15 protein-coding genes and 1 pseudogene are annotated in these 17,286 nt (G+C 57.3%); 11 read left to right on the forward strand and 5 right to left on the reverse strand.

Going from position 1 to position 17,286, the window contains the following annotated elements; genetic code table 11:
• The first annotated feature begins 245 nt into the window (after positions 1-245).
• From pspA to tyrR, 7 genes are all read left to right on the forward strand, one after another.
• Positions 246-911 carry a phage shock protein PspA gene (gene pspA, locus CKQ53_RS13350; protein ID WP_094118497.1) on the forward strand — a complete coding sequence of 222 codons (666 nt, stop codon included), beginning with the start codon at positions 246-248 and terminating at the stop codon, positions 909-911.
• Between the two features lie 64 nt (positions 912-975).
• The gene (gene pspB, locus CKQ53_RS13355; protein WP_085651870.1) at positions 976-1,203 is read left to right on the forward strand and encodes an envelope stress response membrane protein PspB; all 228 of its coding nucleotides are present in this window, start codon (positions 976-978) and stop codon (positions 1,201-1,203) included.
• On the forward strand, positions 1,203-1,559 hold the full coding sequence (gene pspC / locus CKQ53_RS13360) for an envelope stress response membrane protein PspC (RefSeq protein WP_085651869.1): 357 nt from the start codon (positions 1,203-1,205) through the stop codon (positions 1,557-1,559). Before pspB ends, pspC begins: the two co-directional genes overlap by 1 nt.
• 144 nt (positions 1,560-1,703) lie before the next feature.
• A complete protein-coding gene (locus tag CKQ53_RS13365; RefSeq protein WP_118895068.1) occupies positions 1,704-3,113 on the forward strand; it encodes a YcjX family GTP-binding protein in 1,410 nt (469 codons plus the stop codon).
• Positions 3,110-4,150: a YcjF family protein gene (locus tag CKQ53_RS13370; RefSeq protein ID WP_085651867.1), complete on the forward strand. Its 1,041-nt coding sequence runs from the start codon at positions 3,110-3,112 to the stop codon at positions 4,148-4,150. Before CKQ53_RS13365 ends, CKQ53_RS13370 begins: the two co-directional genes overlap by 4 nt.
• Before the next feature lie 101 nt (positions 4,151-4,251).
• Positions 4,252-5,493: an MFS transporter gene (locus tag CKQ53_RS13375; protein WP_085651866.1), complete on the forward strand. Its 1,242-nt coding sequence runs from the start codon at positions 4,252-4,254 to the stop codon at positions 5,491-5,493.
• Positions 5,494-5,592: 99 nt separating this feature from the next.
• A complete protein-coding gene (gene tyrR, locus CKQ53_RS13380; protein ID WP_085651874.1) occupies positions 5,593-7,167 on the forward strand; it encodes a transcriptional regulator TyrR in 1,575 nt (524 codons plus the stop codon).
• A 191-nt stretch (positions 7,168-7,358) separates the two neighbouring features.
• On the opposite strand, the gene CKQ53_RS13385 is transcribed toward tyrR, so the two are convergent.
• Both CKQ53_RS13385 and CKQ53_RS13390 read right to left on the reverse strand, forming a co-directional pair.
• Positions 7,359-7,895, reverse strand: coding sequence for a GNAT family N-acetyltransferase (locus CKQ53_RS13385; protein ID WP_085651865.1), 537 nt, complete (start codon positions 7,893-7,895; stop codon positions 7,359-7,361).
• A gap of 41 nt (positions 7,896-7,936) precedes the next feature.
• The gene (locus CKQ53_RS13390) at positions 7,937-8,815 is read right to left on the reverse strand and encodes a helix-turn-helix transcriptional regulator (RefSeq protein WP_094118498.1); all 879 of its coding nucleotides are present in this window, start codon (positions 8,813-8,815) and stop codon (positions 7,937-7,939) included.
• Between the two features lie 117 nt (positions 8,816-8,932).
• Here CKQ53_RS13390 and CKQ53_RS13395 point away from each other — a divergent pair.
• A pseudogene (locus tag CKQ53_RS13395) lies at positions 8,933-10,389 on the forward strand (MFS transporter).
• Positions 10,390-10,443: 54 nt separating this feature from the next.
• Here the strand turns inward: CKQ53_RS13395 and tpx are convergent.
• The gene (tpx, locus tag CKQ53_RS13400) at positions 10,444-10,947 is read right to left on the reverse strand and encodes a thiol peroxidase (protein ID WP_094118500.1); all 504 of its coding nucleotides are present in this window, start codon (positions 10,945-10,947) and stop codon (positions 10,444-10,446) included.
• A gap of 436 nt (positions 10,948-11,383) precedes the next feature.
• Here tpx and CKQ53_RS13405 point away from each other — a divergent pair, with 436 nt between their 5' ends.
• Positions 11,384-13,000, forward strand: coding sequence for a peptide ABC transporter substrate-binding protein (locus tag CKQ53_RS13405; RefSeq protein WP_094118521.1), 1,617 nt, complete (start codon positions 11,384-11,386; stop codon positions 12,998-13,000).
• Between the two features lie 113 nt (positions 13,001-13,113).
• Positions 13,114-14,103, forward strand: a complete 990-nt coding sequence (gene zntB, locus CKQ53_RS13410) for a zinc transporter ZntB (protein WP_085651861.1) — start codon at positions 13,114-13,116, stop codon at positions 14,101-14,103.
• A 317-nt stretch (positions 14,104-14,420) separates the two neighbouring features.
• Here the strand turns inward: zntB and ttcA are convergent, their stop codons facing one another.
• Positions 14,421-15,359 (reverse strand): tRNA 2-thiocytidine(32) synthetase TtcA, encoded by a 939-nt coding sequence (gene ttcA / locus CKQ53_RS13420; protein WP_094118501.1) that lies wholly within the window; start codon positions 15,357-15,359, stop codon positions 14,421-14,423.
• A gap of 295 nt (positions 15,360-15,654) precedes the next feature.
• Here ttcA and CKQ53_RS13425 point away from each other — a divergent pair, with 295 nt between their 5' ends.
• On the forward strand, positions 15,655-15,963 hold the full coding sequence (locus tag CKQ53_RS13425) for a putative hemolysin (RefSeq protein WP_085651859.1): 309 nt from the start codon (positions 15,655-15,657) through the stop codon (positions 15,961-15,963).
• Positions 15,964-15,979: 16 nt separating this feature from the next.
• Here CKQ53_RS13425 and CKQ53_RS13430 read toward each other — a convergent pair whose 3' ends face one another.
• A complete protein-coding gene (locus CKQ53_RS13430) occupies positions 15,980-16,969 on the reverse strand; it encodes a 2-hydroxyacid dehydrogenase (RefSeq protein WP_085651858.1) in 990 nt (329 codons plus the stop codon).
• Positions 16,970-17,286: the final 317 nt, after the last annotated feature.

Raw genomic sequence — 17,286 nt, forward strand, 5'->3', positions numbered from 1 at the left:
GAGAATCTTGTTCGTAAGCCACGAAATCACCTTGTCATATTGACTAACTGTTAGCGAGTTTAACCAGCATAGCAGCCGGGCATCATGACGTAAAAAAGAATAATGCTTTTAAATTCAGTTAATTATTTTATTTTGCGACATTGGCACGGAGATTGAATTACCTCATGGAGATAACGTGACCCGATACGCCGGGGCGGATCCAACGGGCGTACCAAGACGCCGGAAATCATTAAGAGGATAACACTATGGGTATTTTTTCTCGTTTTGCCGACATCGTTAACGCCAACATCACCTCCTTGCTGGACAAGGCGGAAGATCCCCAGAAGCTGGTTCGGCTCATGATTCAGGAAATGGAGGACACGCTGGTTGAAGTGCGCTCCACCTCAGCCCGCGCGCTGGCGGAGAAGAAACAGCTGGCGCGTCGCATCGTGCAGGCGCAGTCTCAGCAGACGGAATGGCAGGAAAAAGCCGAACTGGCGCTGCGTAAAGATAAAGAAGATCTGGCCCGCGCCGCTCTGATTGAGAAGCAGAAGCTGACCGATCTTATCGTCGTACTGGAGCAGGAAGCGGAGAACGTGGATGAAACGCTGGAACGCATGAAGCGTGAAATCGGCGAGCTGGAAAATAAACTGACCGAAACCCGCGCCCGCCAGAAAGCGCTGACCCTGCGTCATCAGGCCGCCAGCTCTTCGCGCGATATTCGCCGTCAGCTGGATAGCGGCAAGCTGGATGAGGCGCTGGCGCGCTTTGAGCAGTTTGAGCGCCGCATCGACTCCATCGAAGCGGAGGGTGAAAGCGTGGGTTTGGGCAAACAGAAAACGCTGGACCAGCAGTTCACCGAACTGAAAGCGAACGATGAAATTGACGCGCAGCTGGCGGCATTGAAAGCTAAAGTAAAACCTACGGAGTAACCGCTACGGGCTGTCGCCATCGGCGGCAGCCTGAGATACGCATCATGATTATTAAGGAGAGAAAATGGGCGCCTTGGTTCTGACGATGATACCGCTGACCATTTTTCTGCTATTCGTCGCTCCGCTTTGGCTTTGGCTGCATTACAGTCAGCGAAAAAACCGTGCTCAGTTGGGGACGGCGGATATGCAGCGGCTGCACACATTGACGCAAGATGCGCAGCGTATGCGCGAACGTATTGAAACGCTGGAAGAGATTCTGGATGCGAAACATCCGAACTGGAGACAATCCTGATGAGACTGAACCGGAGTTTTAAAAAGCTGTATCTGATGCCGGAAGAGGGCATGATCAAAGGCGTTTGCGCCGGACTGGCCCACTATTTCGACGTGCCGGTGAAGCTGATCCGCCTGATTGCCGTGCTGTCGATCTTTTTCGGCCTGTTCTTCTTTACCGTGGTGGCGTACATCGTGCTGAGTTTTATGCTGGAGCCGGCACCGCCTGACGCCTACGGGACGCCGGACGCGTCTCCCAACCAACTGTTGGATCAGGCGGATGCGCAGCTGATGGAGAGCGAACGTCGTCTGCGTGATATCGAACGTTATATCACCTCTGACACTTACGGCGTGCGCAGTCAGTTCCGCCAGATGTAATCCCCTCTGCCACGGTCAAGCCTGCGCCGACGCCGTGGCACGTCTGTTACCCCGGCACGTGCGCTTTCGCATTTTGCTATCGGGCACCATAATAGCGTTTACCCACCATCACCCTCTTAAACGACACACAGGGAAAGGAGAGTCATGGCAAATCCCCTAAATCGATTGCAGCAGGACATCGGCGCGCTGGTGAATCGCGGCGTCGATCGTCATCTGCGTCTGGCCGTCACCGGCCTGAGCCGCAGCGGCAAAACGGCATTTATCACCGCGCTGGTCAATCAACTGTTGTCGGTACACAACGGCGCGCGTTTGCCGCTGTTCACGCCCGTCCGGGAAAATCGGCTGCTGGGCGCGCGGCGCATTCCTCAGCGTGACCTGGGCGTACCGCGTTTCGCCTACGACGAAGGCATGGCCTCGCTGTACGGCGAGCCACCCGACTGGCCGACGCCGACGCGCGGGGTGAGTGAGATCCGACTGGCGCTGCGTTACCGCTCCAATGATTCGCTGCTGCGGCATTTCAAAGACAACTCCACGCTGTATCTGGAAATCGTCGATTATCCGGGGGAGTGGCTGTTAGATCTGCCGATGCTGGAGCAGCGCTATCTGGACTGGTCCCATCAGATGAGCGGGTTGTTGCAGGGAGAACGGCTGACGTGGGCGCAGCCCTGGCTGACGCTGTGCGAACAGCTGGACCCGCTGGCACCCGCGGATGAAAACCAGCTGGCGGCGGTGGCTCAGGCTTACACGGATTATCTGTTGCGCTGCAAACGGGAAGGTCTGCATTTTATTCAGCCGGGCCGACTGGTGTTGCCCGGCGATCTGGCGGGGGCGCCGGTACTGCAATTCTTCCCCTGGCCGCTAAAGCGCGATGGGCAGGAGTCCGCGCTGGCGCAGGCTGACGCCTCGACCAATATCGGCATGTTGCGTCAGCGTTTTGACTACTACTGTCAGCATGTGGTGAAAGGTTTTTATAAGCAGCACTTTGTGCGCTTCGACCGCCAAATCGTGCTGGTGGATTGCCTGCAACCGTTGAACAGCGGCGTTCAGGCTTTTAACGATATGCGTCTGGCGCTGACGCAGCTGATGCAGAGCTTTCACTATGGCAAACGTACGCTGTTCCGCCGTTTGTTCTCTCCCTGCATCGACAAGCTGATGTTTGCCGCGACCAAGGCGGATCACATCACCACCGATCAGCATGCCAATCTGGTGTCGCTGTTGCAGCAGTTGGTGCAGGACGCCTGGCAAAACGCGGCGTTTGAGGGCATCAGCATGGAATGTGCCGGGATTGCCTCCGTTCAGGCCACGCAAAGCGGTCTGGTCGACCACCAAGGGCAGAAGATCCCGGCGCTGAAAGGCCATCGATTAAGCGATGGCGAGCCGCTGACGGTCTATCCCGGCGAAGTGCCGTCACGATTGCCGGGACCGGCATTCTGGCGGGAGCAAGGGTTCCATTTTGATGCGTTTCGACCGCCGGAGATGAGCATCGATACGCCGCTGCCGCATATTCGCCTGGATACGGTGATGGACTATTTACTGGGGGACAAATTGCGATGACTGAACCGCTGAAACCGCGTATGAGCTTTGAAGAGGCGCCACCGATGGACTTGCCGCCGACGCTGCGTCCCAACGTGACTTTCGACGAGCAGGCCGCCCAGGAATTTACGCCCACGCTGGCGGAGAGCGAGCCAGAAGAGGGCGTAGCGGAAGCGGCAGTGAGCGGCGCGTTGCGCCCACGTCGCAGTTTGTGGCGACGCATGGCGATGGCGGGCGTCGCGTTGTTCGGCGCCAGCGCCGTCGCGCAGGGTATCCAGTCGCTTCACCATGCGTGGCTGAGTCAGGACTGGATTTCTCTTGGCGGCATCGCTGCCGGAACGTTGATCGTCGGCGCGGGCGTCGGGTCGCTGGCGATGGAGTGGCGTCGTTTGTACCGTCTGCGTCAGCGGGCGGAGGCGCGCGACCGCGCCGCCGAGCTGTTGCACAGTCACGGGATGGGCGCGGGACGTGCGTTTTGCGAGCATCTGGCGCGGCAGGCTGGACTGGACCACGGACACCCGGCGATGCAGCGCTGGCTCGCCTCGCTGCATGAAACCCACAACGATCGGGAAGTGGTGGCGCTGTATGCCGAGCTGGTGCAACCCGTACTGGACATACAGGCGCGGCGCGAGATCAGTCGATCAGCGGCCGAGTCGGCCCTGATGGTCGCCGTCAGTCCGCTGGCGCTGGTGGATATGGCGTTTATTGCCTGGCGTAATCTGCGGTTGGTCAATCGGATCGCCGGTTTGTACGGCATTGAGCTGGGTTATTTCAGTCGGATTCGCCTGTTTCGTCTGGTGCTGCTCAACGTGGCTTTCGCCGGCGCGTCTGAGCTGGTGCGTGAAATTGGTATGGACTGGATGTCGCAGGACCTCGCAGCCCGTCTGTCCGCGCGCGCCGCACAGGGGATGGGGGCGGGACTTCTGACGGCTCGTCTCGGCATCAAGGCGATGGAGCTGTGTCGTCCGCTGCCGTGGCTGGACGATAAGCCGCGCCTGGGGGATTTTCGTCGCGAGCTGGTAGGCCAGTTAAAATCAACGCTCGCTGCTAAAAAATAATTCGCCTGACCCGATGTCGCCCACGGTGATCGCAGCAGGGGAAAAGCGTATATTGCACTCACGATAACACCAGGCTGTCCGCCTTTTCATGTGATGCCACTATGCGTAATAACCGACTGCGGTTGCCGCTTTTAATCCTGTTCGCTTTGCTTGCCCTCGCGCTCAATCTGCGCAGCCCGCTCACCGCCATCGCGCCGGTTATCGACCAAATCCGCACCGATTTAGCCATCAACGTCACCGTGGCGGGACTGCTGACCACCATTCCCGTGCTGTGCTTCGGCTTGCTGACGCCGTTGGCCTCAATACTGATCTCCCGCATCGGCATCGAACGGGCCATTATGGTGTCGTTGATTGGCGCGGCGTTAGGGACGCTGTTGCGTCCGGCAGGCGGCGTCACGATGGCGCTGGTGGGGACACTGGCGATTGGCGCGTCACTGACCGTCGGCAATATCGTCTGTTTGATGGTGATCGCCCGGGACTTTAATCAACGCCGCAACATGGCGACTGGACTTTACACGGCGGCCATTAACGTCGGCACCATGCTGACTTCCGCGCTGACCGCGCCGTTGGCGCTGCTGTTTGGCTGGCGAGTCGCGCTGGCCGTCTGGTGCGTGCTGGCGATCCTGGCGCTGGCTGTCTGGGGACGCGTCATTCAACGCAAACGCGGCGCGCGTCATAATGAAGAGGGCGCGCCGGCGGCGCTCAAGGTTCAGATGAGCCTGTCGCCGTTGCCCTCGCTCACATTCTGGCGGCAGCCCATTTTGTGGTATCTGGTGACGGCCTTTACCGTCCATCTCTTTATTTATTACGGTATGACCGCCTGGCTACCGGCCTACCTGACGCAAGAAGCAGGAATGAGTCTCGCCGAAGCCGGATTGATTGCCTCGGTATTCCAAATCACGGCGCTGATCGGGTCATTCGGCGTACCGCTGGTGGCGTCGCTGTGGCGTGTGCCGCGGGCGCTGTTGCTGGCTATCGTCGGCATATTCTGGATGCTGACGCCAGCAGGCATGTATTACTGGCCGCATCAATGGCCGCTCTGGTCGTTGGCCAGCGGTATCGCGCAGGGCGGCGGGTTTACCGCCATTTTCATGCTGATCATGGACCATGCCCGCGATCTGGATGAAAACCGGCGTTTCTCCTCCGCCGTGCAGGGCGTCGGCTATACGCTGGCCTCGGTCGGGCCGCTGGTCACCGGCGGGCTGCATACGCTGTTCGGCAACTGGGCCGTCAGTTTTCTGCTGCTGTCCGCGCTCGCCATTCTGATGCTGGCGATGGGGATGGCTATCGGTCTGTTGAAGCGGAACGTGCCTTCCCCAGCCGAAAACCCGACGTCAGACTAAAGTGTCAACTTTTGCTGACACTCTGCTTCATCCGACGATGGCGAATAGGGTATCATTCGGTTTTCGTCCCCCCGCGCGCCTGATGAAGAAGGTATGTTGATGCGTCTGGAAGTTTTTTGTAAAGACCGTATGGGCCTGACCCGTGAACTGTTGGATCTGCTGGTGCTGCGCAACATCGATCTGCGCGGTATCGAAATTGCCGCCGCCGGACGAATTTATCTCCACGTTGATTCGCTGCGCGTCGAGGATTTTCAGGCGCTGATGGCCGACATCCGGCGGACCGAAGGCGTCAGCGATGTCCGTACGGTGGCGTTCTTGCCGTCCGAACGCGAGCACCGGGCGTTGAAAGCGCTGCTGGAATCTATGCCCGAAGCCGTGTTTTCCGTTGATCTGAAAGGTCACGTCGAAATGATGAACGCGGCGGCGCTGTCCCTGTTTGGACAGACAGCGGAAAAAGTGCCTCAGTTAAATATCAGTCAGCTGGTCGGCCGCTATGCCTTCAGCCGCTGGCTGGAGCAGGGCGCTAAACCGGAAACGGAGCGGGTGGTAGTCTGCGGCCGGGACTTTCTGCTGGAGGTCACGCCGTTCTACCTGGACGATGACAGCGGGGAAAAGGTCGCATCGGGGGCGCTGGTGATGCTCAAATCCACGGCGAGAATGGGGCATCAGTTACAGAATTTGTCTGCGAACGACGACCGTGTTTTCGACACGATCGTGGCCGTCAGTCCGACGATGCGTCAGGTGATGGAGCGGGCGCGTAAGCTGGCGCCGCTGGATGCGCCGCTGCTGATCGTCGGCGAAACCGGCACCGGCAAGGACATGCTGGCGCGCGCCTGTCACTTACGCAGCCATCGCTCCGGGCAGCCATTTTTGGCCCTGAACTGCGCTGCGCTGCCGGACGACGTGATGGAAAGCGAGCTTTACGGCCATGCGCCGGGCGCCTACCCGAACGCGCTGGAAGGTAAAAAAGGCTTTTTTGAGCAGGCGAACGGCGGGTCGGTGCTGCTGGATGAAGTCGGGGAAATGTCGCCGCAAATGCAAACCAAACTGCTGCGTTTCCTCAACGACGGGACATTTCGCCGCGTAGGCGAGGAGCATGAGCTGCACGTCGACGTGCGGGTCATTTGCGCTACGCAGAAGAACCTGATGGAGCTGGTTCAGCGCGGCCAGTTCCGGGAAGATCTTTATTATCGTTTGAACGTGTTGACGCTGGAACTGCCGCCGCTGCGCGCATGTCCGGAAGATGTCATGCCGCTGGTCGAGCTGTTCGTCGCGCGCATTGCGGACGAACAGGGAATGCGTCATCCGCGCATCGCGCCCGAAGTTCGGCAACTCCTGCCTCAGTACGGCTGGCCGGGCAACGTGCGGCAACTGAAAAATATTATCTACCGGGCATTGACCCAGTTGGAAGGCGACGAGCTGACCTTGCAGGACATCGACTTGCCCGCCTTTTCTTCCGCGCTGGCGCACAGCGAAACGCTGTTGGAAGGCTCACTGGATGACATCACCAAACGGTTCGAACGCTCCGTTCTGACTCGACTCTATCAGAGCTATCCCAGCACGCGTAAGCTGGCTAAGCGGCTGGGCGTCTCCCACACCGCCATCGCCAACAAGCTGCGCGAGTATGGGTTGAGTACGCGTAAAGCGCCGAGTGACGAAGAGTCCTCGTCTTAAACCTTCAGTTTTAGCGTCGGGCCGTTGTCGTCATCCTCTGACGGCTCGCCGCTGTTCTATGCGTGCATCACGCAACCTCCGACGCAGACGTCAGCACCTCGCCCGGTTTTAGCCGCGCGGTCGCCTTGATTTTCATACATGTTGATTGCGGAAAACGACGCGACGAGGTAGTCACGTCGTTTTCTGGCGGTTTAACGCGCGGGGATCAGCGAGTAAACGGCGGCGTCGGTCGGTTGGCCGTGGATGACCAGACGGTTGTAAGCGATACCTTCAAAACGCGCGCCCGTTTTTTCCGCTATGCGGCGGCTCGGCAGGTTGTGTTCAGCTGCGATGATCTCCAGTCGGGTCAGGCCCAGCTGTTCGAAACCGAAGGCGGTGATGGCCTGCACGGCCTCCAGCGCGATTTGCTGCCCCTGCTCTGACTGACGTACCCAATAGCCGATATTTCCCATCTGATAGCCGGACTGAATGCTGTTGATGCCGACGGAGCCCATCAGCCGCCCCGATGTTTGTTCGAAGATGCCGAGATCGTACGCCATGCCTTCATGAATTCGCAGCGCGCTCTGAGCCACCCAGTGCGAAATCTCGGGAACGTTGTATTCATCCGTACACCACGACAGCCAGCGTCCGATGGTCTCTCTGGACTCTTGAACCGCCTCTGCGATCTGCGGAATATCGCCCGCGGTGAATGGGCGAATAAAAAATCGTGGCGTGATTAACGGAAACATCGGGCGTTCTCCTGCTTTTCAAAAGGGGCAACCAGTACGGCTCAGACGGGGAAATCCAACTGAGCCAGTTTTTCCAGCGTCTGTTTATCCTGCTCTTCCGCAGGCATATAGACCAGCATCCGATCGCCATTATGGCTGGCTGTCCACCAGTTAATCTGCCGCAGAGAAATGACGCCCAGCCGCGGGTGCTGAAAACGCTTCACCTTATTGATCACGCCTTGGATCTCGTAGCGTTGATGCCACAATTGCCGGAACTGCTCGGATTCATTCAGACAGCGCTGCAACAGCGTGTCCCACAGCGGTTCGCCGCTATGTTCTGCCAGCCGCGCTCGGAACATGGCCACCATGTTGGGCAGAAATTCCTGCAAGTCCGCCAGTCCTTTCTGCCAGTTCGGGTGCGTAAAGGCGAGATAGATGCAGTTGCGATCTTCGCGAGGGATATGATTCAAATCGATATTGAGCAGCCGACACCAGGACTTATTGAAACCCAGAATGCTGAAGCGGGCGTTAACGATAACGGCGGGATAGGGATTGAGCTGGTCCAGGATCGTCTGGCTATCTTCGTTGATCTTCTCGCAACTGGCGCGCACTGTCGGCGAAAAAGGCAGTTCCGCCAGCATGAACAGATGCCGGGTCTCCACTTCGTTGAACTGGAGCGCCTTGGCGATCGCCAGCAGCGTTTTGGCCGACGTTTTGATCGGGCGTCCCTGTTCCAGCCAGGTGTACCAGGTAATACCGACATCGGCCAGCAGGGCGACGTCTTCGCGACGCAGTCCCGGCGTACGCCGTTTGCGCGGGGTAGACAGTCCCAGTCGCTCCGGGTCCAGACTCTCCCTGCGTGTGCGCAGAAATTTCCCCAGCGTGAGCCTGCGATTTTGTTCGGTATTGTCGAGAGGAAGGGCCGTCGTAAGTTCCGACATATCAAGGACTCCGAGCCAGGCAGGTGGAATTTATACCAGGATAATCAAGAACTGGTACCCGTTTGAATTAACCCCGATGCTAGCGCTCGTGGATGATGATTACAATGGGTGTACATAATGAAACAAGGTTCACTAACACACGGGTTAAGTCGTATTGGTCTGGTGGTATTACTGGCCGGACAACTCCTGCCTATGATTGATTTCTCCATCGTTAACGTCGCGCTGGAATCCATTACCCACTCGCTCTCCGCGAGTCCCGCTGAACTCGAATTGATTGTCTCGGTTTACGGTGTGGCCTTCGCCGTCGCGCTGGCGATGGGGGACGTCTGGGCGATAACCTGGGGCGGCGGCGGATTTTTATGGTGGGCGTCGCCGTATTCGGCGTGGCCTCGCTGCTGTGCGGTATCGCTCAGTCGGTATGGCTACTGCTGTTTGCGCGGGCATGGCAGGGGATTGGCGCGGCGCTGGCTATCCCGCAAATTCTGGCGACGATCCATGTCAGCCTGAGCGGACGACGGCATGCCCGGACGCTCGGCATTTACAGCGCCATCGGCGGACTGGCTTTCATTATCGGGCAGGTTCTGGGCGGGACGCTGCTGAGTCTGGATATCGGCGGATACGGCTGGCGTAGCGCCTTCCTGGTGAATTTACCGTTCTGCCTGCTTATTTTGATCTGCGCGCCGTTTTGGGTACCGGATACCCGCAGCGAGAAGCGTAAGGCGATTGATTTACCGGGCACGGCATTGCTGGCGCTGGCCTTATCATGCCTGCTGTTTCCTCTGGCGTTGGGGCCGCTGTGGCACTGGCCGCTAAGCTGCGTCGTCGCATTGTTGGCCAGTTTTGGGCTGTTTGCGCTGCTGTGGCGGGTCGAACGACGACAGGAAAAACGGCAGCAGGCGCCTTTGCTGCCGCCGGCGCTGTTCCGACTGCCGAGCGTTCGTTTCGGTTGCGCCATTGCGCTGCTGTTCTTCTCCAGCTGGAGCGGCTTTATGTTCATCGTCGCCTATGCCCTGCAATCCGGCGCGGGATTTTCGCCGCTAGCGTCAGGCAACAGCTTTATCGGATTGGGGGGGGCTTATTTTATCTCATCGTTGCTGAGCGGTCGGGTCACGGAGCGCGTGGGCAACATTCCTACCCTGATTATCGGCTGTGCGATCCAGATGAGTGGTCTGCTGCTGCTGATGGCGACGCTGGCATGGGTCTGGCCTGCGCCGACGCTGTGGACGCTGTTGCCTGCGACCTGTCTGGTCGGGTTCGGTCAGGCGTTCATCGTCAGCAGCTTTTATCGCATCTTTTTATCGGATGTGCCGGTTTCTCATGCCGGATCGGGCGGCGCGTTGCTGTCTACTTTGCAGCAAACGGCGATGGGCATGGGCCCCATCGTATTAGGTTCCGTGCTAGTTCATCTTCTGCATTCCACGGAGGGGCGTTACGACATTGCGCTGATCGCCTCGTTGGGCGTGGAGTGGAGCCTGATGTTGCTATTGGTGGTGGGCGCATGCTGGATGCATCGTCGCCACGTGCGGTCTAAAGCCTATCAGGGGAAGGGGGCGGTTCAGATCGTGAGTGAGTGAGGAAGAACAACATCCCGGCGCCGATGGCCGGGATGTTGTGGCAGGGAATTCCACTTATTTCAGGGAAGCCAGCGCCTTATCGTAGTCCGGTTCGGTCGTGATTTCGTCGACCAGTTCGCTGTGCAGCACAACGTCATTTTCATCCAGCACGACGACGGCGCGCGCCGTCAGTCCTTTCAGACCGCCCTCGGCGATAGCCACACCGTAGTTTTCTTTGAACTCCGCGCCGCGCAGTGTAGACAGCACTTCCACGTTGTTCAGCCCTTCAGCGCCGCAGAAGCGCGCCTGAGCGAAAGGCAGATCGGCGGAGACGCACAGTACGACGGTGTTGTTCAGCTCAGAAGCCAGCTGGTTGAATTTACGCACGGAGGTCGCGCAAACGCCGGTATCAATGCTCGGGAAAATGTTCAGGATTTTACGTTTGCCCGCGTAGTGGCTCAGCGGAATATCAGAAAGGTCTTTTGCCACCAGTGAGAAAGCCTTGGCCTTGCTGCCTACAGCGGGGAATTCGCCGGAAACCGGTAGCGGCTGACCTTGGAAGTGTACATTCTTTGACATCATTGCGTCCTTTATTACAGGTGGTTAACAAGGCGTTCAGTGTAGGGCAACATTATCAACATTGGTATAAAAAAATAAGGCGACTTAATTCGACATAAGTCTCGGTTAAGTCACGCTTTAGCCTCCTTCCCGGTGGAATCACCGACTGACATTACGGCATACGCCTTCGCACGCAGTCCACGCACGATGCGGGCTGGCGCCGCATCGAAGAATGTCTGTTTTTGGCGTCATTCCGATAGGCAAAATTTGATTTCAGGCTATGATAATGCATCGCCCGGAAGGGGGTTTTATGTTGCTTTTTCAGAGGCATCCGTACAGAAAATACCGTCATAGAAGAAAGATTAACCTCAGTGCTTAATGACGGAGGTTTTCAGGATCGTTGGGCCGGTATTTTTTTGCGGCTCGCGCAGCAGCTATTTTAAGGAACGAACACATGATGCCATTTCGCTATTCCGCCCTTTGCGTCGGACTGCTGGCTGCGCTGACAGGCGCCGTCAATGCAGCCCAGGTTCCCGCCGGAACCGTGCTGGACGCCAAACAGGACGTTGTCCGCCATATCAAAGATGAACCCGCCTCTCTGGACCCCATCAAAGCCGTCGGCCTGCCGGAAATCCCGGTCATTCGCGATCTGTTTGAAGGTCTGGTGAATCAGGATGAACACGGTAATCCGGTCCCCGGTGTGGCAGAACGCTGGCAGACCAGCGACAACCGCACGTTCACGTTTATCCTGCGCGAGGACGCACGCTGGTCGAACGGCGACCCGGTGACCGCAAAAGATTTCGTTTACAGCTGGCGTCGTCTGGTAACGCCTGCCAACACCTCATCCTTCAGCTGGTTCGCCAGTCTCGCCGGGATCGTCAACGCAGACGACATTCTGGCAGGTAAATTGCCGCCGGACCAACTGGGCGTCGTCGCAATGGACGACCACACGCTGAAGGTGATGCTGAGTCGACCTGTGCCGTACTTCGTCAACCTGATGGCGAACTTCAGCCTGTTTCCGGTTCATCAGGCTACGGTCGAAAAGTACGGTGCTGACTGGACACGCCCCGGCAATCTGGTGGGCAACGGCGCGTTCAAGCTGGATGAGCGCGTGGTCAATGAAAAGCTGGTGCTGACGCCAAATGCGCACTATTGGGATCATGCTCACACGGTCCTGCGTAAAGTCACCTATCTGCCGATTAGCCAGGAGTCGAACGCGACCAAACGCTATCTGGCCGGCGATATCGATATCACCGAATCGTTTCCTAAAAATCAGTATCAAAAACTGTTGAAGACGCTGCCGGGCGAGGTGTATACGCCCGCTCAGCTGGGCACCTATTACTATGCATTCAACACGCAAAGCGCGCCGACCAGCGATCAACGAGTACGCAAGGCGTTGTCGTATGCGATTGACCGGCAGGTGATTGCTCAGAAGGTCTTGGGGACGGGAGAGAAACCGGCCTACCGTTTGACGCCGGACGTGACCAGCGGATTCACGCCGGAGCAAAGCGAGCTGGAGCAGTATTCGCAGGCTGAACTGGATGCGCAGGCCAAAGCGCTGATGGGCGCGGCAGGTTATGGGCCGGGTAAACCGCTGAAACTGTCTCTGCTGTATAACACGCAGGAAACTAACAAACAGGTGGCTATCGCCGTCGCCTCCATGTGGAAAAAAACGCTGGGAGTTGAGGTCAAGCTGGTCAATCAGGAGTGGAAAACCTACATCGACAATCGCAACAGCGGTCATTTTGACGTTGTCCGCGCCTCCTGGGTGGGTGACTACAACGAAGCGTCGACGTTTTTATCGCTGCTGACCTCGTCGCACAGCGGTAATATCTCGCGCTTCCACAATGCGGAGTACGATCGGCTGATGAAGGACACCGGCGGTCAGACGGACAGTCAGCGGTTGAATCAGGAATACAACCAGGCCGAACGAATACTCACCAATGAAGCGCCCATCGCACCGATTTATCAGTACACCAACGCCCGCTTGATTAAACCCTGGGTGAAGGGCTATCCCATCAATAATCCGGAAGACATGGCTTACAGCCGCATGCTCTATATCACCAAACACTGATCTCATGCACCAGCCGCGGCACCTGTGCGCCGTGGCTGACCGCCACGCTGGCGTTGCCGTTATGGTCAGAAACGCTAAGATAGTGCTCAAAGGGGAGTCAATGGGAGAAACCCGTGGAAACAGACGTGATTAATGGAAACGCATTACAGCGTACAGGCGCCGTATTTTCCTATCAGTTGGATGGGAAAGGCGGCGTCGTTCCCATCAATGATGATGAAATCGTCAACAATACTCAGCCTTGCTGGCTGCATCTGGATTCGACTCATCCTGAAAGCAGCCGCTGGCTGCAAGAAACCCGGCTGTTGCCGGATACGGTGCGCGACGCGCTGTCAGGAGAAAGCGCGCGGCCCCGCGTGAGCCGGCTGGGCGAAGGTACTCTGATTACGCTGCGCAGCATTAATTACAACGGAGACGCGCGGCCGGATGAGCTGGTGGCGCTGCGCATTTACATCACCGATAAACTGATTGTCTCAACACGCCGCCGCAAAGTGGCGGCCATTGATGCCGTCATGAGCGACCTGAAAGAGGGCAATGGCCCCACGGACAGCAGCAGCTGGCTGGTTTCCATCGCTGAGGCGCTGACCGACGATACCAGCGAGTTCATCGACCAGCTCCACGAACGGATCATCGATCTGGAAGATGCGTTGCTGGAGCAGGAGATGCCGGCGCGCGGCGAGCTTTCGCTGATCCGCAAACAGCTGATCGTTCTGCGCCGCTATATGACGCCGCAGCGCGACATTTTCTCTCGTCTGTCGGGAGAAAAGCTGTTCTGGCTACAGGATGATGACCGTCGCCGGATGCTGGAAATCGCCGAACGGTTGGGGAGAGGGTTGGAAGACCTGGACGGCAGCATAGCCCGTACCGCGGTCATCGCGGATGAGATCAACACCCTGATGGCGGAGTCGATGAATCGGCGGACGTACAACATGTCGGTGCTGGCGATGTTGTTTCTGCCGACAACCTTCCTCACCGGCCTGTTTGGCGTCAACCTTGGGGGGATCCCCGGTTCAGGCAGTTCGATTGGATTTATCTCTTTCTGCATGATGCTGGTCTTTATGGTGCTGATGGTTGCCTGGTGGTTAAAGCGAAGTAAATGGATGTGAGGACCGCCGATTTTTCAAGTAGGGAAGCGCGATTTTGCCGTCCGTTGATAAAAAAAACCGCCCAACTTTGAGCAACATCAACATTCCCAAACGGTGTATACAGCAAAATTCCGTTCGCAGGTGAATGCAACGTCAAGCGATGGGCGTTGCGCTCCATATTGTCTTACTTCCTATTTTGAATTACTGCATAGCACACTTAATTCACACCAAGCCGGCAAAGTTATGCCGGCTTTTTTTTCGTCCGTACCACCGCCTTCCGAGCGACAAATAAAAAACGACCGGTACTTAGACCGGCCGTTTCAGATATCTTCTCGCCTTTATTTGACTTCGACGACGTCCAATCGCTGATCGGCGGGAGGCGCTATCTCGTCGTCCTCAGGCTGCCAGCCCAGCGGCTGTAGCGGGATCGTTTCTCGATCAAACGCCAAATCGCCGCCGTCCACCACTTCACTGTTGTGGGTGATGGATTTGAAATCGAACAGCTTTTCGTCGGCTAGATGGGACGGTACGACGTTCTGAATGGCGGTAAACATGGTTTCGATGCGTCCCGGATAGCGTTTATCCCAGTCGCGCAGCAGATCTTTAATCACCTGACGCTGCAAGTTAGGCTGTGAACCGCACAGGTTGCAGGGGATGATGGGGAAGTTTTTCGCCTCGGCGAAACGCTCGATATCCTTTTCCCGACAGTAGGCCAACGGACGGATCACCACGTGTTTGCCGTCGTCGCTCATCAGCTTGGGCGGCATACCTTTGAGCTTGCCGCCGTAGAACATGTTCAGGAACAGGGTCTGCAAAATATCGTCGCGATGGTGTCCGAGCGCAATTTTGGTCGCGCCGAGTTCGGTGGCGGTGCGATACAAAATGCCGCGGCGCAGGCGTGAGCACAGCGAACAGGTTGTTTTACCCTCAGGGATCTTCTCTTTGACGATACCGTAGGTATTCTCTTCCACAATTTTGTACTCGACGCCCAGGGTGTCGAGATACTCCGGCAGCACATGCTCCGGGAATCCCGGCTGTTTCTGGTCCAGATTGACGGCGACCAGCGAAAACTGAATCGGCGCGCTCTGCTGCAGGTTGCGCAATATTTCCAGCATGGTGTAGCTGTCTTTGCCGCCGGAGAGGCACACCATGATGCGGTCGCCGTCTTCGATCATGTTGAACGCGGCGATGGCCTCGCCGACGTTACGGCGCAAGCGCTTCTGGAGTTTATTCAGGTTGTACTGCTGTTTGGGCGTCACCGATTGAATTTCTGACATTTCACTGTGGCTCACGTTCAAGTTTGGGCAGGGTTAGGGCATAAAGCTTATGGCGGGCAAGTTTATCATCAAGCGTCGCCACAATCGCTATCTCATTGCTGTCACCCTGATGGCCTTCACGCCGGTCGGCGATTTTCCCAGCATGTTAACGCGGAGAACGGCCGGTTCTATGTGTTTTTCTCGCCGTTTTTCTCATTTCGAAAAAAACTTTCACGGCTAACGGCTTGCTGGTCTGCTATCACGCAATAAACTGTGGTAAATAGGATTGGGACTAATTGGGTGATGAGGGCGGGACATGAAACTGCGGCAGGGGATGTTGGCGGGATGGGTACTGGTGCTGGTCGGATGCGGCAGCAGCAGTGAAAAAGCGGCGGAAGAGAATACGGTTGTGCCAGCGGAAGCCGTCAGGTTGTCCGCTCAGGAAATGACGGCCTGGCAGGGTAAGGATTCGGCCGCCGCTTCCTGTACGCTGGCTGGGGGTAAAATAGGGCTGGCCCGCCAACTGAACGGCGCCAGCGTGGGCACCTGTCTGCTGACCAACGGACGTCGCTGCGACGCCCAGTCGCTCGAAGATGGCTCCTGCCTGGCCGGTGGATTCCGCTAGCGGATCGGCAGCGACGTTATGTCAGCGCGAACGGGCAGTCTTCGCCCAGGCTAATTTGACGCAGGCTTTGCAGCGTCGTGCCCGCAATGCTGGTCAGCGCTTCCTCCGTCAGGAACGCCTGATGGCCGGTGAACAGCACGTTGTGGCAGGCGGACAGCCGACGGAAAATATCGTCCTGAATGACGTCGTTCGAGTTGTCGCTAAAGAACAGCGCGCGTTCGTTCTCGTACACATCCAGCCCCAGCGCCCCCACTTTTTGCTGTTTGAGGGCTTCAATCGCGGCCTGTGAATCAATCAGCCCGCCCCGGCTGGTATTGATGACCATCACGCCATCCTTCATCTGCGCAAAAGCGGCCTCGTTGAGCAAGTGATGATTTTCCGGCGTAATGGGGCAGTGCAGGGAAATCACGTCCGATTCCGCGTACAGCGTTTTCAGATCGACGTACTCCGCTCCTAGTTCTCTTGCCTGCGGGTTGGGATAAGGATCGAACGCCAGCAGGCGCATACCAAATCCTTTCAGAATGCGTAGCGTCGCCACCCCGATTTTCCCTGTGCCGATAATCCCCGCCGTTCGCCGATGCATATTGAAGCCGATCAGCCCTTCCAGTGAGAAATTGGCATCGCGGGTGCGCTGATAAGCGCGGTGAATTCGTCGATTCAGACTCATCATCATGCCGACGGTATGTTCCGCCACGGCTTCGGGCGAGTAGGCGGGTACATAAACTACCGAGATCCCCAGCGCTTTGGCGGCGTCAAGATCGACGTTATTGAAACCGGCGCAGCGCAGAGCCACGATCTTGATGCCAAACCCGGCCAATTCGGTCAGCACTTCGCGCCCACCGTCGTCGTTGACGAAAATACATACGGCATCGAATCCTTCAGCGGTTTTCACCGTTTGCGGACTCAGCATGAAGTCGTAGTACTCCATCTGGTAGCCGTAGTCCTGATTGACCCGATCCAAATATTTACGGTCGTACTGTTTGGTACTGTAGACAGCCAGTTTCATTATCGTTTACCCCGCTATTTCTAGGTTAGGCTAGCATAAAATAGTGAGCGTGCCGGAAAGCCACCGCCTGACGTCTGTTTTGCGTGGTGATAGCGCCCATCGGCATCAGGGGTGTTTTCGAGGAGTGGAGAGACAGCATACCTTTATCCTACGGTCGGCGTGAAGGGTGGTATCTGTCACGTGAGGGGACTATTATGCAGGCCGATGAATGTTCGCTGTTTTTCTCAGCGTGAGTCGTTGAATAGCGGAATGCTGCTACTGTTACAGGTGCGCTCACCCCTGCATGGCGAGGAAGGTATCGCCGTGCTCACCAAGAC

It is taken from the genome of Lonsdalea britannica (assembly GCF_003515985.1).
Classification (GTDB): domain Bacteria; phylum Pseudomonadota; class Gammaproteobacteria; order Enterobacterales; family Enterobacteriaceae; genus Lonsdalea; species Lonsdalea britannica.

Excerpts from the sequence above, each read along its gene's own strand:
- pspA (WP_094118497.1), top strand. The coding sequence starts at position 246 with ATGGGTATTTTTTCTCGTTTTGCCGACATCGTTAACGCCAACATCACC.
- pspB (WP_085651870.1), top strand. The coding sequence starts at position 976 with ATGGGCGCCTTGGTTCTGACGATGATACCGCTGACCATTTTTCTGCTA.
- pspC (WP_085651869.1), top strand. The coding sequence starts at position 1,203 with ATGAGACTGAACCGGAGTTTTAAAAAGCTGTATCTGATGCCGGAAGAG.
- CKQ53_RS13365 (WP_118895068.1), top strand. The coding sequence starts at position 1,704 with ATGGCAAATCCCCTAAATCGATTGCAGCAGGACATCGGCGCGCTGGTG.
- CKQ53_RS13370 (WP_085651867.1), top strand. The coding sequence starts at position 3,110 with ATGACTGAACCGCTGAAACCGCGTATGAGCTTTGAAGAGGCGCCACCG.
- CKQ53_RS13375 (WP_085651866.1), top strand. The coding sequence starts at position 4,252 with ATGCGTAATAACCGACTGCGGTTGCCGCTTTTAATCCTGTTCGCTTTG.
- tyrR (WP_085651874.1), top strand. The coding sequence starts at position 5,593 with ATGCGTCTGGAAGTTTTTTGTAAAGACCGTATGGGCCTGACCCGTGAA.
- CKQ53_RS13385 (WP_085651865.1), bottom strand. The coding sequence starts at position 7,895 with ATGTTTCCGTTAATCACGCCACGATTTTTTATTCGCCCATTCACCGCG.
- CKQ53_RS13390 (WP_094118498.1), bottom strand. The coding sequence starts at position 8,815 with ATGTCGGAACTTACGACGGCCCTTCCTCTCGACAATACCGAACAAAAT.
- tpx (WP_094118500.1), bottom strand. The coding sequence starts at position 10,947 with ATGTCAAAGAATGTACACTTCCAAGGTCAGCCGCTACCGGTTTCCGGC.
- CKQ53_RS13405 (WP_094118521.1), top strand. The coding sequence starts at position 11,384 with ATGCCATTTCGCTATTCCGCCCTTTGCGTCGGACTGCTGGCTGCGCTG.
- ttcA (WP_094118501.1), bottom strand. The coding sequence starts at position 15,359 with ATGTCAGAAATTCAATCGGTGACGCCCAAACAGCAGTACAACCTGAAT.
- CKQ53_RS13425 (WP_085651859.1), top strand. The coding sequence starts at position 15,655 with ATGAAACTGCGGCAGGGGATGTTGGCGGGATGGGTACTGGTGCTGGTC.
- CKQ53_RS13430 (WP_085651858.1), bottom strand. The coding sequence starts at position 16,969 with ATGAAACTGGCTGTCTACAGTACCAAACAGTACGACCGTAAATATTTG.